General features: G+C 40.7%; 13 protein-coding genes. 6 read left to right on the forward strand and 7 right to left on the reverse strand.

Going from position 1 to position 15,856, the window contains the following annotated elements:
* Positions 1 to 70: 70 nt before the first annotated feature.
* Positions 71 to 631 carry a sugar O-acetyltransferase gene (locus tag ASE55_RS19075; RefSeq protein ID WP_056223417.1) on the forward strand — a complete coding sequence of 187 codons (561 nt, stop codon included), beginning with the start codon at positions 71 to 73 and terminating at the stop codon, positions 629 to 631.
* A 73-nt stretch (positions 632 to 704) separates the two neighbouring features.
* Here the strand turns inward: ASE55_RS19075 and fsa are convergent, their stop codons facing one another.
* The gene (gene fsa / locus ASE55_RS19080) at positions 705 to 1,358 is read right to left on the reverse strand and encodes a fructose-6-phosphate aldolase (protein ID WP_056223419.1); all 654 of its coding nucleotides are present in this window, start codon (positions 1,356 to 1,358) and stop codon (positions 705 to 707) included.
* Between the two features lie 230 nt (positions 1,359 to 1,588).
* The gene (locus ASE55_RS19085; RefSeq protein ID WP_056223421.1) at positions 1,589 to 2,143 is read right to left on the reverse strand and encodes a tetratricopeptide repeat protein; all 555 of its coding nucleotides are present in this window, start codon (positions 2,141 to 2,143) and stop codon (positions 1,589 to 1,591) included.
* Positions 2,144 to 2,327: 184 nt separating this feature from the next.
* Here ASE55_RS19085 and pepE point away from each other — a divergent pair, with 184 nt between their 5' ends.
* The 3 genes from pepE to ASE55_RS19100 all read left to right on the forward strand — a co-directional run bounded on the left by pepE (position 2,328) and on the right by ASE55_RS19100 (position 5,652).
* The gene (gene pepE, locus ASE55_RS19090; protein WP_056223423.1) at positions 2,328 to 3,020 is read left to right on the forward strand and encodes a dipeptidase PepE; all 693 of its coding nucleotides are present in this window, start codon (positions 2,328 to 2,330) and stop codon (positions 3,018 to 3,020) included.
* A gap of 100 nt (positions 3,021 to 3,120) precedes the next feature.
* A complete protein-coding gene (dacB, locus tag ASE55_RS19095) occupies positions 3,121 to 4,491 on the forward strand; it encodes a D-alanyl-D-alanine carboxypeptidase/D-alanyl-D-alanine-endopeptidase (protein WP_056223425.1) in 1,371 nt (456 codons plus the stop codon).
* Between the two features lie 6 nt (positions 4,492 to 4,497).
* The gene (locus tag ASE55_RS19100) at positions 4,498 to 5,652 is read left to right on the forward strand and encodes a sensor histidine kinase (RefSeq protein ID WP_056223427.1); all 1,155 of its coding nucleotides are present in this window, start codon (positions 4,498 to 4,500) and stop codon (positions 5,650 to 5,652) included.
* 138 nt (positions 5,653 to 5,790) lie between these two features.
* Here ASE55_RS19100 and ASE55_RS19105 read toward each other — a convergent pair whose 3' ends face one another.
* The 5 genes from ASE55_RS19105 to ASE55_RS19125 all read right to left on the reverse strand — a co-directional run bounded on the left by ASE55_RS19105 (position 5,791) and on the right by ASE55_RS19125 (position 12,129).
* A complete protein-coding gene (locus ASE55_RS19105; RefSeq protein ID WP_056223429.1) occupies positions 5,791 to 7,647 on the reverse strand; it encodes a PDZ domain-containing protein in 1,857 nt (618 codons plus the stop codon).
* A 141-nt stretch (positions 7,648 to 7,788) separates the two neighbouring features.
* A complete protein-coding gene (locus tag ASE55_RS19110; RefSeq protein WP_056223431.1) occupies positions 7,789 to 9,417 on the reverse strand; it encodes a M1 family metallopeptidase in 1,629 nt (542 codons plus the stop codon).
* A 301-nt stretch (positions 9,418 to 9,718) separates the two neighbouring features.
* Positions 9,719 to 10,543: a twin-arginine translocase subunit TatC gene (tatC, locus tag ASE55_RS19115; RefSeq protein WP_185116307.1), complete on the reverse strand. Its 825-nt coding sequence runs from the start codon at positions 10,541 to 10,543 to the stop codon at positions 9,719 to 9,721.
* Between the two features lie 102 nt (positions 10,544 to 10,645).
* Positions 10,646 to 11,161 carry a hypothetical protein gene (locus ASE55_RS19120; protein ID WP_056223435.1) on the reverse strand — a complete coding sequence of 172 codons (516 nt, stop codon included), beginning with the start codon at positions 11,159 to 11,161 and terminating at the stop codon, positions 10,646 to 10,648.
* 8 nt (positions 11,162 to 11,169) lie between these two features.
* Positions 11,170 to 12,129, reverse strand: coding sequence for an SIS domain-containing protein (locus tag ASE55_RS19125; protein WP_056223437.1), 960 nt, complete (start codon positions 12,127 to 12,129; stop codon positions 11,170 to 11,172).
* A gap of 157 nt (positions 12,130 to 12,286) precedes the next feature.
* Here ASE55_RS19125 and recQ point away from each other — a divergent pair, with 157 nt between their 5' ends.
* The gene (gene recQ / locus ASE55_RS19130; protein ID WP_056223439.1) at positions 12,287 to 14,491 is read left to right on the forward strand and encodes a DNA helicase RecQ; all 2,205 of its coding nucleotides are present in this window, start codon (positions 12,287 to 12,289) and stop codon (positions 14,489 to 14,491) included.
* Between the two features lie 178 nt (positions 14,492 to 14,669).
* Positions 14,670 to 15,749, forward strand: a complete 1,080-nt coding sequence (locus ASE55_RS19135) for a glycosyltransferase (protein WP_056223441.1) — start codon at positions 14,670 to 14,672, stop codon at positions 15,747 to 15,749.
* The last annotated feature ends 107 nt before the right edge of the window (positions 15,750 to 15,856 follow it).

Below are 15,856 nucleotides of genomic sequence, written 5' to 3' on the forward strand. Positions count from 1 at the left end.
TTTTCATCCTGCTTTCTTTTTGCTATATTTAATCAGTACATCTTAAACGTCAAACATAAAATAAGAATTCATGACAGAAAAGGAAAAATGTGAAAACGGGCTTTTATACGATGCCAATTATGATCAGGAGCTGATTAATGAACGGATGGCCGTTAAAGACCTCTGCCTGGAATACAACCTGCTGAAAAATTCCGATACCGAAGGAAGAGGAACACTGATCAGAAAGATTTTAGGGAAAACACAAGACAATATCTGTATCGAGCCCAGTTTCTGGTGCGATTACGGCTACAATATTGAGGTTGGCGATAATTTCTACTCCAATCATAACCTGGTCATCCTGGACTGTGCTAAAGTGACCTTCGGGGACTATGTGTTCATCGGTCCGAACTGCAGTTTCTATACCGCAAGCCATCCGCTTGATGTAAAACAGAGAAACCAGGGCCTGGAATCGGCTCACCCGATTAAGGTAGGTAATAATGTATGGTTCGGAGGAAACGTTGTGGTTTTGCCGGGAGTTACCATAGGGAATAATTCCGTAATCGGTGCCGGCAGTGTCGTGACGAAGGATATTCCTGACAATGTTGTGGCTGTGGGGAATCCCTGCAAGGTTATAAAGACGATTGAAAATTAGGAAATGAATAAATGAATCGGGCGCGGAAACTTTGTTTCCGCGCCCGATTCTATTTTAAAAATGCTGTTAATGCTTACGCTAATTTCTGTGAATCTGAAATAAACTGAGCCAGTCCGCTGTCTGTTAACGGGTGTTTCAGTAAACTCAAGATCGGAGGAAGCGGTGAAGTGATTACATCGGCACCGATCTTCGCACAGTCAATAATATGCATGGAGTGACGGATAGAAGCAGCTAAAATCTCAGTTTCATACATGTAGTTATCAAAAATCAGTCTGATTTCCTGGATCAGGTTTAGTCCGTCGGTTGAAATATCATCCAGTCTTCCCAGGAACGGAGAAACATAAGTTGCCCCTGCTTTCGCTGCCAGAAGGGCCTGTCCCGGAGAGAAAATCAGCGTACAGTTGGTTTTGATCCCTTTATCTGAAAAATATTTTAATGCTTTGATTCCGTCTTTGATCATCGGGATTTTTACCACGATATTCGGGTGGATGGCTGCCAGTTCGTCGCCTTCCTTAATCATTTCTTCATATGTGGTAGAAAGTACCTCTGCAGAAATGTCGCCGTCTACGATGTCGCAAATGGCTTTATAATGGTTTTTAATCGCTTCAGATCCCCGAATGCCTTCTTTGGCCATCAATGAAGGATTGGTAGTTACCCCATCAAGAATCCCAAGGTCTTTTGCTTCTCTAATTTGCTCTAAATTCGCCGTGTCAATAAAAAATTTCATTTGTTTACAGATTTATTTAATGCAAAGATAAACATTCCTTTCTGAGTGTAAAATTTATTTAATTAAGGTTTATATAGTCTTTTAAATCTGAAACCAGCAGGACAGAGTTACCAATAAGCTGTAGCTATTTATTGAGTTTTACTATTAAATTTAAACAGGCTGTGAAAATGTTATCAGCCTTCTGGACATGGAACACAAAAAAAGATCCTGAAAATTTCAGGATCTTTTTATTATGAATTCAGGGCTTGGCTGAGCTTTACAGCATCCTGATTGGTAGGATCATATTGTAAAGATTTTGCAATATGCTCTTTTGCTTTATCCGGATTGCTCTGCTGTTCCGCGAAAGCAACATAGAAATAGGCATACGCCAGGTTTTTCTTGCTCTGTTCCACCTCTTCCGGTTTTACCGTAGCAATGTATTTTTCATAAGCAGCTTTTGCATTGGCATCATCTTTAGCTGATTGGTATGCATAAGCCTGGCTGTAATAAGAAGGTGCCCAGTCCGGTAACAGGGCGGATATTCTTTTCCAGGTATTGACCGCATTGTTCCAGTCGGATGCTTCCTGATATGCCGTCGCGAGCTTGGCTAATGCTTCCGTATCTTTAGGATTAGTTTCTATTTGTTTTTTAAGGCCTTCAATAGCCGGATTTGAAGATTGATTCGCTGTCGCAGTTGTCGTAACAGCACTGTCTGTCTGAGTGGTCTGCGCACTCAAAAAGCCGGCAGCTCCGGTTAACAGTAAGCCCAGAAAAAGATTTTTGATATTCATTTTAGTCGTTTTCATAATTCCCGTATTTAAAATTTTACATTTTTAAAGTCCAATAATAATTCCGCAAATGCCCAGATTTTAGAACCGTTAAGTTTTTTTTGAAAATATTAACAACCTCTATGTTTATTTTATATTAATTTTTGATTCAATAGGGTTTAAACTATCTTTGTTACTCAACAATTTAATCAAGGGAATGTCTATGAATATCATACTGGCTTCAACATCCACCCTTTTCGGAGGGGAATATTTAGCGTATTTAAAAGAAGAAATCATCAGGTTATATGAAGGAATTGATGAACTGGTTTTTATTCCGTTTGCAAGGCCCGGCGGAATTTCTCATGACGACTATACGGCAAAAGCCCGCTCTTTCTTTGAAACGATTAATATTAAAGTGAAGGGACTGCACGAATTTGATAATGCCATTGAAGCAGTACACAACGCAAAAGCTTTTTTTACAGGCGGCGGCAATACTTTTCTGCTGGTTAAAACACTTCATGAAGAAGGTCTGATGCCTGTTCTGAAACAAAATGTGGAAAGTGGTAAGCCTTACCTGGGCTGCAGTGCCGGAAGCAATATCGGCGGACAGAATATGAAAACAACGAATGATATGCCGATTGTTTATCCGCCAAGCTTTGATTGTATGGGCCTGGTTCCGTTCAATATCAATCCGCATTATCTGGATCCGAACCCGGACCTGAAACACAACGGTGAAACCAGGGAAACCAGGATCAAAGAGTTTTTAACGCAAAATGACACAAAAGTTGTCGGTCTCCGTGAAGGAAACTGGATCAGGAGAACCGGCAATACAATTACAGTGGAAGGAAGCGAACTGACCCGCATTTTTGAAAAAGGAAAAGAGCCTTATGAAATAGAAGCAGGCTCAGCCTTATAAATTTACTTTAATTATATTTGAATCCAGAATGTAATACCTGGCATGGTCAGGAGACTACGTTGACCTGCCAAAACACCTGTATTTAGAAAATAAATCTGCAATGAGAAAAACATTTACCGTTCTTATTATATCAACCCAAATTGTTTTTGCCCAGACTACAGCACAGAAACTGGATGCCGCCACGAAGAGCCTTATGGAATCTTCTGCGGCCGTTTCATCCAGTCTGTCATTGTATGTTTCTGATGAGAACGGAAATTCCGTGTATGAATATCAGGGAAATAAAGGACTGTCTACGGCTTCTACCCAAAAGATTTTTACAGCAGCGGCCGCTCTGGAAGTTTTAGGTAAAAATTACACCTATAAAACCACTTCCGGTTATTCCGGGACGGTTTCAGGAGGAACCCTGAACGGTAACCTGTTCATTGCTTCCACTGGAGATCCTACCCTGGGAAGCTGGCGGTATGACGGCTACAAACCTGAAAACTTTAAACAGAAATTAACCGCTGCCCTTAAGAAATCCGGGATCACCAAAATATCGGGAGACCTGGTAATTGATGATTCTTATTTTGACCACCAGACTATTCCCGGAGGCTGGCCGTGGGACGATTTGGGAAATTATTACGGAGCCGGTGTGTGGGGCGTCAACTGGCGCGAGAACCAGTTTGATATCAACATCAACGGAACGGAATTTAAAAGCTTCTCCTATCCATTGGAAGGGGTAAAGTGGCTGAATGACCTTAAAGTGGCCGGCAGCTCAGACCAGAGCCTGATTTTTACAGCACCGCATTCTGATGTGGCATTGATAAACGGTACTGTACCGTCAAAAACAGTTACGGTTTCAGGCGCCACGCCGGATCCGCCTTTACAGCTGGGCGTCGAAGTTCAGCAATGGCTGAGGGAATCCGGAATCGCACTTTCAGGAAAGGTAATTACCAGTTCCCGGCTGGAAATTGAAGGGAAGACACCGATGGAATTTCCAAAAAGCAATACCATTCTTACATATGAATCGCCTACGATGGATAAGATCGTCTATTGGTTTTTAAGGAAAAGCATCAATATGTACGGCGAAACTTTAATCAAAACATTGGGAAAAGAGAAAAAAGGAGATCCCGGCTTTAAAAGCGGCGTTGCTTTTCTGAAAGAATTCTGGAAATCAAAAGGAATTAACCCGAATATGATCAATTTTGCAGACGGAAGCGGCCTGTCGCCACAGAACTACGTTTCGGCAAAAGCGGAAGTACAGGCTTTATTATATGCTAAAAAGCAACCGTGGTTTGATGCATATTACGAAGGATTCCCGACCCAGGACAACGGGCTTAAAATGAAAAGCGGAACCATGAGGGATACCAAATCTTTTGCAGGCTACCATACCTCAAAAGACGGAAAAAAATATGTGTTTTCAGTCATTATTAACAATTACCAGGGAAGCGGGAGTACGGAACTCCAGAAAATCCTGAATGTTTTAAAATAAATTGTTTTGAGGAAATCAATACTGTCAAGGCTTAATAACTGGATTATTTTCGTGCTGATGACCATTGTGGTTTTAACGGTGGTTATTGCTTCAACCGTTCTGATTAATTTCCTTCGTAAAGAGGAAATCAAAAGGGTGGATATATTGGTAAGCGCGGTGAAATTCCAGCAGGAAGCCACCACCCCGAACCTTGAAGTCCAGGGCCTGATTCTTCAGATCTACAGCTCGAATACCACCATTCCGGTAATCATTCTGGACAAGGATAACCAGATCATCGAACATAAGAATATTCCCCAGGAAATAGAAAACAGCCCTTCGGAAATTGTAGCGTTTGCTAAAAAAATGGCAAAGACCTATCCTCCGATAGAGCTTAAGTTCCCCAATAAAAACAACCAGTTTGTTTATTATGACAATTCACCGTTATTAAATAATTTACGCTACTCGCCCTATATTCTGGGATTTTTTATTCTGTGTTATTTCCTGTTTTCATTCTGGTTTCTGAGGACGATTAAAAAGACCGATGAAGGCTACCTCTGGGCCGGGCTCGCCAAAGAAACAGCACACCAGATCGGGACCCCGCTGTCATCCATGATCGGCTGGATGGAAATTATGAAGCTCGATACTCCGGATTCCGAAGGCGTCCATGAGATTGAAAAAGATATTGAACGGCTAAGGACGATTTCCGAGCGATTTTCCAAGATCGGTTCTGTGCCTGAGCTTAACGACCGGGATTTTAATGCAACCATCCAGGAAAACTATGATTATCTGAAAACAAGGATTTCAAGAAAGATCAACTTCGGGCTGCATCTTCCCAGTTACAATATTTCGGTTCCCCATAATAAGATTCTGATCAGCTGGGTAATTGAAAACCTGGTTAAAAATGCCGTTGATGCCATGAAAGGGGTAGGGTCAATTTCCATGACGGTGACCGAACGGAACAAACACATCATCATTGAAGTGCAGGACAACGGAAGCGGAATGACAAAGCAGCAGGCAGGAAATGCCTTCAAGCCTGGATATTCCACTAAAAAACGCGGCTGGGGACTGGGCTTGTCGCTGGCCAAAAGGGTAATTAAAGAATACCATAACGGCGATATTAAAATTGCACAGACCGAAGTAGGGAAGGGCACCACCTTTAGAATTACAATCAAAAAAGCTTAAAGTTTAAATGATTGTTTTACTTGATCAGGCCGGATCTTCAATCTGCAGTTCAATAAAAGTTCAGACGATTTTCAAAATAAAAAAGCGGAGAAAGATTCTCCGCTATATATATATTGCTGTTAGCATGTTGAATAAGGATTACTTTTTCCCCGTCAGCCACTGGTCCTGCAGTTTCTGTTCCGCAGCAGTAGGATTCGCTTTATAATTAAGCGTTTCTATGGTCATTTTATCCAGAATGGCTTTTCCTTTAAGTTCTATTTTATCAGATTTTTCACCGTTTTTTCTTAATACGGTTACCGTTACGTTCTGGCCTTCCTTAATTGTTTTGGAATAATTAATAAAGTCTTGGATGTTCTGGACATTAATGGTTTTTCCGTCCAGTGCAACAATTTCGTCGGTAATTTTAAATCCGATACTTTTTGAGAACGGCGACAATGCAGAGCTCTCATCAAATATAAACGTGTTGTTTTTATCGTTATAACCGGTCTGGTTCGGATCTTTAATAAACCAGAACAAAGGCGGCGTTTCCTGTTTTTTCATCTCTACGCCTACCATATTCAGGTATTGCGCGTAAGGAGTCGGCTGTTCTCCCGCAATGTATTTATTATAGAAATCTTTTACCTGCGGATAACCGGTAACCGCTACCAGCTCATCAATCAGCTTATCATCTTTGAACGGTTTGTTTTCCCCGAATCTCTGGGACAGTTTCCGGATCATATCACGGTAGCCCATTTCACCGTTAGACAGTTTTCTCAATTCGATATCAAGGCACATCGCCAGCAGCGTTCCTTTTTCATAAACGTTTCTGTACTGGTCTTTATATTCATCCTTAAGAATATTTTTGCTCATTACCGTAAAAGGCATGGTATCGTTGTAATTCTTGGAATTGGTGATTTTCTCATTGATCCTCTGCAGAAACTCGTTTTTCGTAATCAGCCCTTCCTGGATCTGGAAAAGATTGGCAAAATATTCTGTTCCGCCTTCATACATCCAGAGGTGCTGGGACATTTTCGGGTCTGCATAATCAAAATAGTGAATCTCTTCAGAATGGGTTTTCAGAGGGTTTACCGTATGGAAGAACTCGTGGGAAACCACATCCGTCAGCGTTTTGTCGATGGCTTCCTTCGGCATCATCTCAGGCAGGACAACACTCGTAGATTCATGGTGCTCCAACGCGCCGAAACCTTTGATCTGAGGTCCTTCGGTTCCTGCCAGATACAGCATAATCGCATATTTCTTATTGGTATTCATATCACCCAGGAATTTTTTCTGAGCCATAACCATTTTTTCAAGATTGTCTTTAAAATCAGCAGCCTTATATTTCCCGGATGGGGAATAAACACCCAATACCAGATCCATTCCGCCGGCATTGAAGGTGATGTAATCCGGTTTCGTATACATCAGCGGCGAGTCGGTAAGCTTGGCATAATTGGCCAGGGTGAACGTATCGGTAGATTCAGACCTGTCCTGATCAACCAGAGCCGTCGTCCCGTAAAAATCCGCAGGTTTCTGGATGACCAATTGATAAGGTACATCCTGCATATTATCAATATATCCTACAAAACCGTGGGTATTAACCAGATATACTTTCCCTGTTTCAATATCCGTTCCTGACGGTGAAAATACCGCTTTATGTTTTGAGGCATCCACTTCATCATCAAAACTGTCATTCACCAGATACGTAACCTTGGTTAAATTCTGGGCATTTTTAAGAGAATATGTATTGTCACCTACCTTGGTGAAGGCGAGTTCTTTTCCTTTATTGTCGAAAAACTTAATGCCTTCCACAAATCTTCCGTAATCATCCACGGAATAAGTTCCCGGAACGGTTTTCGGAAAATGGAATTTCACATCCCCTGATTTCATTTTGGGGAAGTTCATGGTAACGGCAACCTGGTCGTTTTTTACGTTCACCAGGTCAATGGTGGTTTTAATCGACTGGGCATTTGCCAGAAAAGCAGTTAAAAAGCCTAAACTGAGGGCTGTTTTTTTCATTGGGTTTAATTTATACAGTAGTTAGTTGCGTTCCGGAGCATTTTGTTACAGCAGGCGGTGCTAAATTTTTCTTAAAACCGACGGCTCCGTCATGATTGAAAATTAAAGGTAAAACAGCATCTGCCATCTTACCTTATTCTGTTATTGTACTTTTTTATAATTGATATAATAATTTTGGTTGAATATTATCGGAGACCCTTTTTTCAGCTTTACGGTCTGCCATTCTTCTGTCGGATTAATGGTCTGCTCACCATCGATTCTTACAGGGAGCTTCAGTCCTTTAACGATCTCGGTATAGCGGAACTTCAGTTCTTCCCCTTTCTGCGAATATTCTAAAACCGGAACTTTCGTAGTCCTCAGGTACTGGTTGAACACTCCCGAAAAATCAATGCCTGCTTTTCTGGAAATATAGTCCTCAACCTGTTGTGTGGTAACCGTCTGGTGGTAAAAATCTTTGTTGAGACCTCTTAAAATCTGCCTGAATTTCTCATCGTTATTGATGACCTGGCGGATTGTGTGAAGCATGCTTGCGCCTTTCGGGTACATATCTCTGCTGCCTTCATTCCTTACCCCATATTTTCCTATAATCGGAACGTCATTGGCAATGATCTTCCTGATTCCCATAGCATACAGTTCCGCCGACTTTTTATCCATATACCGCTCGGTAAACAGCACCTCAGAATAATTGGTAAAACTTTCATGGATCCACATATCCGCCTGGTCCTTTGCCGTGATGTTATTGGCAAACCATTCGTGGCCGCTTTCATGAATAATAATAAAATCCCAGCTGAGCCCGACACCCGTGTCTGAAAGATCCCTTCCCAGATATCCGTTCTGGTACCCGTTTCCGTAAGCCACACTGCTCTGGTGCTCCATGCCTAAGTATGGTGACTCTACCAGTTTGTAGGAATCTTCATAAAAAGGATAGGGGCCGAACCAGTATTCAAATGCGGAAAGCATCGGTTTTACCTGCTGGAACTGCTTTTTTGCTTTATCCAGGTTATAATCCATTACCCAGTAATCAAGGGCAAGCTTTCCTTTTTCCCCGTTAAAGGTATCTTTAAAATTCACGTATTTCCCGATATTCGGGATAATGGAGTAGGGATTGATCGGGTTTTTGACTTCCCAGGTGTAAGTGGTTTTGTCACCGTTGGTTTTTTTGTCGGTCAGCCTTCCGTTTCCTATACCTACCAGATCCTTTGGCGTAATGATCTTCATGATCACTCCATTGTCCGGCTCATCGCTCCAGATGTCTTTTAACGGCAGCCATATTGATGCGCCGATCCCTTCATCCGCCACACTCATCCACGGGTTTCCTTTTTCATCCTTTGTGAATACCCAGCCGCCGTCCCACGGGGCTCTTTTAGCAATCACCGGGTTTCCGGAATAGGTAATATCAATCGTATATTTTTCTCCTTTTTTAAAGGTCTTATTACTTTTGATCCAGATAAAATCGCCGTCCTGCCTGTAATCCGCTACCGGAAAACCGGCTTCCACCTTATCCGCTTTCATCGGCTGCTGCAGGTCAATCTGGAAGGTAGGGTTCACTACATCTTTAATAATCTCAAAACTGATCATATTGTTTCCTTTAATGCTTTTCTGTGCAAAATCCGGCTCTACGGACAGGTCATATTTCTTCACATCCCAGAAATTACGGAATTTGGTATCGGAACCTTTCAAGGTATCCAGAACCGTATAAGTGTCTCTTTCATAGGTTTGACCGAAAACCAATGCCGAAGCAAATAAGAGCGTATATGAAAGTTTTTTCATCTGAATTAAATTAATTACTAAAATAAAGAATTATTCGATGTCAAAATAATTTAACATCAAAAATCTATTCTGATAAGACGGGAAATACAGCGTTTTGTTACAGGTTAAAATTACATATCCAGATTGATTATGATACTGAAATTCCTGTTTACCTGAGAAGGGTATAAGTTTTAAGTAAATTTCAGACAGGATGTTACTTTTTAAGCCGTGGCCGGTAAATTTTTAAATACTGATCAGATAACAATCAGCAAAAATCCCGCAGAATCAATCTGCGGGAATATATTTTAAAAGTTTAAGTATTTTATTTTTTAACCGGTAAAATTCCGGCTGCCTTCTGAACTTTCTTGTAGGTATATGAACACATCAGGATGCTGAATTCATACAGTAAAAGAAGCGGCAATGCAGCCATCAGCATACTCAGAACATCCGCAGGGGTGATAATAGCAGCTACTACCATGATCAGGACAATGGCATGCCGGCGGTAAGTCCTCATAAACATCGGTGTCAGGATGCCGATGGTCGTCAGGAAATAGATAAGCACCGGAAAAAGGAAAATAACACCCATTCCCAATACCACCTGTAAAAACAACGTCGTATAATCGCTTAAATCATAAAGCGGGATAATAATATCCGAGATTTTAAAGATTACCCCGAAATTAACGGCGAAAGGAAGGATTAAATAATAGCCGCATAAAACGCCCATCATGAACAGGATCCAAACGGAATTGATGATAAAAATAGAGTTTTTCCTTTCTTTTGGGTGCAGGGCGGGGCTGATGAACCTCCATAGTTCCCAGATAATGTACGGGAATGCCACCACAATTCCTCCGAAGATGGAAACAGCCATCATCACATTGAACTGCTGATAAAGCTTGCTCGCACGCACGGGGAAATCTTTGGGAAGGCGGATACTTTCTTCACCCAGGACCATTCTGGAAAAATGATTCACCATTTCAAAAGTCAGGAAATCATTTCTGGTAGGACCAAAAAACACATGATCCATAATCCAGTTGATATTATAGCCGATAATAAAAGCGGCAACGATAATTGCAATAATCGAACGGATGAGATGACCTCTTAATTCACCAATGTGCCCAAAGAAGGACATGTCTTTAACATCACTCACAGAATAATATTTTTACGGATTCAAATGTATGAAAAAAGTTTTAGTAAAGCAGGACGTTTTACAGTTTAAAGTTTTACCGATAAAGTGTTCGATTTAATTAAATCACTCGGAATTCCCGGATTCAAAATTATAATTTTTTGTATCAATATTCATTTCAGTTAATAATTCATCGGCAACTTCATTTATTTTTATCCAGCGTTTATCAGAATCAGGATCAACTTTTTCTAAAAACCATTCATCCTCACTGATTTTTAAAGTTGCTTCTTTGAACGCTAAAAGTTTTGGTAATTCCGTTTCTTTGATCAGATCATTTCTCAGCATACTTTTAAAGACATCTTCTGTAAAGACAAATCCTATATCTTCTTCCAATCTTCTGAATGGAAAATCTTCAGATGTAACGCTGTTAAATTTTTCAGAATTATAAGTGCTTAGAATTAAGACTTTTATTAAGATATTAAAATATTCAGTGGAATTTTCATCAAAAGTTTCATCAGAAAAATGATTTGCATTTTGTTTTTTATTTCTCTTTATCGTGATATGATGAGTGTCTGGCTGATTATTGATATAGCATCTTAATAAATATATTGAAAGACCTGCGAGAACGAATAAAAAATACATAACAATTTTTAGTTGATTCCCTCATCCAACAGTTTATGGAGGTCAATAATCCCGAAATATTTTCCGTTTTCCGTTACGATAAGCTGCCCGATATTATTGTCTTTTAAAATTTTCATAGCTTCTTTTGCCAAAGCATTTCTTTCAATGGTCTTCGGATGGGCAGACATAATATCTTTGGCCATCACTTTTGAAATATCATCGCCTTTCATCAGCATTCTCCTTAAATCGCCGTCGGTAATCACACCGATAATCCGGTCTTCATCAGTCACCACGGTGATTCCATGCCTGGATGCGCTGATCGAAATAATAACATCCTTTACGGTAGCGTGTTCCGTTACCTGAGGTTTTTGCGAAGACAGGAAATCATCCACTTTTGAAATTAAATTTTTACCTAAACTGCCTCCGGGATGGAACCTGGCAAAATCATTGGCTTTAAAATCATTCATTTCCATTAAAGAAACCGCAAGGGCATCCCCCAGAGCCATCTGAAGGGTGGTCGAACTGGTAGGAGCGAGCTTGTTCGGGCAGGCTTCCATATCAACATGCGTATCCAGGACAACGTCTGAAAATTCCGCGAGCTTGCTGTTCCTGTTTCCCGTCATTGCAATCAGAGCGGAAGAATATTCTTTCAGATACGATACGAGATTGACAATTTCCGGGGAGTTTCCTGAATTGGAAATGCATAACACAACATCCTGCTTCTGGATGACGCCCAGGTCTCCGTGGATGGCTTCCGAAGCGTGAAGAAACTGCGAAGGGGTGCCGGTGGAATTCAGCGTGGCGACGATTTTATTTCCCACATGGGCAGACTTCCCGATGCCTACTACAATCAACTTGCCTTTTGCAGCATGTATGATCTCTACGGCTTCTGCAAATTGGTCGTCAAGTCTGCTTTTCAGTTTTTCAAGTTCAGAAATTTCAATTTCCAGGGTTGTTTTCGCAATTGAAATGATGTTGGCTCTCTCCATTTTACTTTTTGATAGATCTGTAGAAACGCTTAGAAAATAGTGTAATTTTACAAGAGTTCTGAATATAAATTTTATTTTTAATCCCTTTGTTTGCTTTTGTGTTAAGCAAAAAATGTATAACTTTGGGATAGATGCAAATTTAGCAATAGAAAATTAGATGAGCGCAAAAAAAGCCAATTTATCAGGCGAATTGAAGAAATATTTCGGGTTTTCTACTTTCAAGGGCCAGCAGGAGCAGATTATCCAGGACCTTTTGGAAGGTAAGGATATATTTGTACTGATGCCCACAGGAGGCGGAAAATCCTTATGCTATCAGCTTCCGGCTCTTATTTCAGAAGGTACGGCAATTGTAGTTTCGCCTTTGATCGCATTAATGAAGAACCAGGTGGATGCCGTAAACGGACTTTCATCTGATGACGGTGTGGCCCATGTTTTAAATTCATCATTAAACAAAACACAGACCAAACAGGTATTCGACGATATAAAAAGCGGGAGGACAAAACTTCTGTATGTAGCACCCGAATCCCTGATCAAGGAAGATTACCTGGAATTTTTAAAAGATGTAACAATTTCTTTCGTTGCCATTGATGAAGCCCACTGTATTTCAGAATGGGGACATGATTTCAGGCCGGAATACAGGAACCTTAAATCAATTATCGATAAAATTGCAGATGTGCCGGTTATCGCATTAACGGCTACCGCAACGCCTAAAGTTCAGGATGATATCCAGAAAACACTGGGCATGACGAATGCACTGGTATTTAAAGAAAGCTTCAACAGGCCCAATCTTTACTACGAGGTACAGCCGAAGGTAAATGTAGACCGCGCAATCGTTAAATTCATCAATCAGAATAAAGGAAAATCAGGAATCGTTTACTGCCTGAGCCGGAGAAAAGTGGAGGAGTTTGCCCAGCTTTTACAGGTGAATGGCGTGAATGCGCTGCCTTATCACGCAGGCCTCGATCAGAAGATCAGGGTTGCAAACCAGGACAAGTTCCTGATGGAGGAAGTGGATATCATTGTGGCCACAATTGCATTCGGGATGGGAATCGATAAACCCGATGTACGTTTTGTGATCCATTATGATTTTCCGAAATCCCTTGAAAGCTATTATCAGGAAACCGGACGTGCAGGCCGTGACGGAGGGGAAGGCCACTGTCTGGCATTCTATGATCCTAAAGATATTGAAAAATTAGAGAAATTCCTTGCCCAGAAGCCGGTTTCAGAACGTGAAATCGGGTTGCAGCTGCTGAACGAAGTGGTAGGCTACGCCGAAACTTCCATGAGCAGGAGGCAGTATATCCTTTGTTATTTCGGGGAAAATTTTGATCCGGTGAACGGAGACGGTGCCAATATGTGCGATAATTCTACCAACCCGCCGAAACTTAAGGATGCAACCAAAGATCTCATAAAAGTACTGCAGCTGATCCGTGATACCGGGGAAAAATTCAAGTCCAAAGACCTGATTTCCGTGGTTACAGGAAAAGAAAATGCGGTGACGAAGTCTTATAAGCTTGAGCAGACTTCTTATTTCGGTTTCGGGAAAGAGGAAAAAGATAACCACTGGAAAACGGTTTTAAGACAGGCTACAGTTCAGAGCTTTTTACTGAAAGATATTGAGACCTATGGGGTGTTGAAGATCACTGAAAAAGGGAGACAGGTTCTGAACGGAGAACTGAAGCCTTCATTTTTAATTGCCGAAGACCGGGAATTCGACCTTACCCAGAGCAAAGCGGAGAGCGACCAGATCCAGATGCAGTCCGGAGGCGGATTAGACCAGAACCTCTTTACTTTATTAAAAGAACTGCGAAAAAAAGTTGCCAAAAAGTATGGCATCCCGCCTTATACGGTGTTTATGGACCCGAGCCTTGAGGATATGACGGTCCAGTACCCGATTACGGTAGAAGAAATTGCTAAAATTTACGGAGTCGGGGAAGGGAAAGCCAAAAAATACGGTAAGGAATTCGCAGATTTCATCAGTAAATATGTAGAAGACAATGCCATTGAGCGTACCCAGGATATGGTGATGAAACAGGTAGCCAATAAATCCAGCCATAAGGTTTTTATCATCCAGAGTACAGACAAAAAAATTGATCTTGAAGATATCGCAAGAGCCAAAAACCTTTCAATGGATGAACTGCTGAAAGAAATGGAGCGTATTGTTTATCAGGGGACCAAGCTTAATATTGATTATTATATTGAAGATAACTTTGACGAAGATATTGTAGACGGCTTCATGGAATTCATGAATGAATCTGAAAGCGACAGCATGAAGGTGTTACTGGATGAATTCGGGGATGAACTCTCTGATGAAGAGGTGAGGATGCTGAGAATAAAGTTCATCAGTGATGTCGCCAATTAAAAATTAGTATAAATTCTAAATAAAAGGAATTCTTCTTAGAAGAGTTTCTTTTTCTTTATATATTGTTTTTTCATAAAAACACATGAGTATCTGCAATTAACAGGATTAAAGTAATTTTTTTTCGGCGATAAAATTTATTGTTAATCTGAGAATAAAACTTTTTACTAATTTTACACTGATGAAAAAGATTTCTGTTATATTTATTCTGCCGGATCTGGAAACCGGAGGCGCGGAAAGAATTGTTACCACCATTGCCAACCATCTTTCGCGGGACCGGTTTGAACCTAAAATCCTGCTTCTCCGCAAGCAGGGAGGCTATCTCAGCCTGCTGAAAGAGGATGTTGAGATTATTGATGTGAAAACAGAAAGAATCAGGCATTCCTTAAAACCTATTTTACGGGAAATTTACCGCAGAAAACCGGATATCGTATTCTCTGGTTTTGGCGAAGTAAATGCCTATCTGTCTTTATTTATTAAGATTTTTCCAAAAACGAAATTTATTGCCCGGGAAACCAATGTGGTTAGTGAACACGTAACCCGGAAAGAAATAAAATTTTTCTATAATTTTTACAATAACTACCAGAGAATCATCGCCCAGAGTGATGATATGAAAAAGGATCTGATCACACATTTCAACATCAAAAAGCATAAGATTGTCAAGATTAATAATCCTGTTGATTTTGATTTTATTGATGCTAAACTTAAAACTTCCGTAAGACCGGAAAGTTTCAGGCATAATTACAAAAATATTGTAGCCATCGGAAACCTGTCTGCCAGAAAAGGTTTTGATAATCTGCTGAAGGTATTTTCAAGGCTTAAAAATGAAAATATCCTGCTGCATATTCTGGGCGATGGAAAAGACCGGGAGATGCTGCACCAGATGAAAGATTTTCTGGGACTCGACCAGGTTATTTTCCACGGAAAACAGGAAAACCCGTATCAGTTTCTGAAACATGCCGATCTGTTTATCTTGTCTTCGAGATATGAGGGCTTCCCGAATGTCCTGCTGGAAGCCGGAGCCTGCGGAACCTATTCCCTGGCCAATAACTGTCCCGGAGGAATTAACGAAATCATTCAGGACGGAATCAACGGAGAAATTGCCGATATTGAAAACCACGAAGGTTTTGCACAGAAAATCATCGAGGTCCTTCATCAGAGCTATGAAAGAGACTCCATAAGAAATTCCATACAGTCGAGATTTTCAAAAAATATCATTTTGAATGAATATGAAAAGGTTTTACTGGATCTGATGAAATAAATAAGGTGAATGGGTTCGATCAATTAAAGCGGAATAAATACTCAAAAAACATATTCAGATGCTGTAGTTACCGATCAGATTGAACTTCACGAAATATCAAGTCATTA

The sequence above is a fragment of the Chryseobacterium sp. Leaf201 genome, from assembly GCF_001421435.1.
In the GTDB taxonomy this organism is placed as follows: domain Bacteria; phylum Bacteroidota; class Bacteroidia; order Flavobacteriales; family Weeksellaceae; genus Chryseobacterium.

Bases quoted from the DNA above. Each gene is read 5' to 3' on its own strand.
- ASE55_RS19120 (WP_056223435.1), bottom strand. From the start codon at position 11,161: ATGTATTTTTTATTCGTTCTCGCAGGTCTTTCAATATATTTATTAAGA.
- ASE55_RS19075 (WP_056223417.1), top strand. From the start codon at position 71: ATGACAGAAAAGGAAAAATGTGAAAACGGGCTTTTATACGATGCCAAT.
- ASE55_RS19085 (WP_056223421.1), bottom strand. From the start codon at position 2,143: ATGAAAACGACTAAAATGAATATCAAAAATCTTTTTCTGGGCTTACTG.
- ASE55_RS19110 (WP_056223431.1), bottom strand. From the start codon at position 9,417: ATGAAAAAACTTTCATATACGCTCTTATTTGCTTCGGCATTGGTTTTC.
- recQ (WP_056223439.1), top strand. From the start codon at position 12,287: ATGAGCGCAAAAAAAGCCAATTTATCAGGCGAATTGAAGAAATATTTC.
- fsa (WP_056223419.1), bottom strand. From the start codon at position 1,358: ATGAAATTTTTTATTGACACGGCGAATTTAGAGCAAATTAGAGAAGCA.
- dacB (WP_056223425.1), top strand. From the start codon at position 3,121: ATGAGAAAAACATTTACCGTTCTTATTATATCAACCCAAATTGTTTTT.
- ASE55_RS19135 (WP_056223441.1), top strand. From the start codon at position 14,670: ATGAAAAAGATTTCTGTTATATTTATTCTGCCGGATCTGGAAACCGGA.
- pepE (WP_056223423.1), top strand. From the start codon at position 2,328: ATGAATATCATACTGGCTTCAACATCCACCCTTTTCGGAGGGGAATAT.
- ASE55_RS19105 (WP_056223429.1), bottom strand. From the start codon at position 7,647: ATGAAAAAAACAGCCCTCAGTTTAGGCTTTTTAACTGCTTTTCTGGCA.
- ASE55_RS19125 (WP_056223437.1), bottom strand. From the start codon at position 12,129: ATGGAGAGAGCCAACATCATTTCAATTGCGAAAACAACCCTGGAAATT.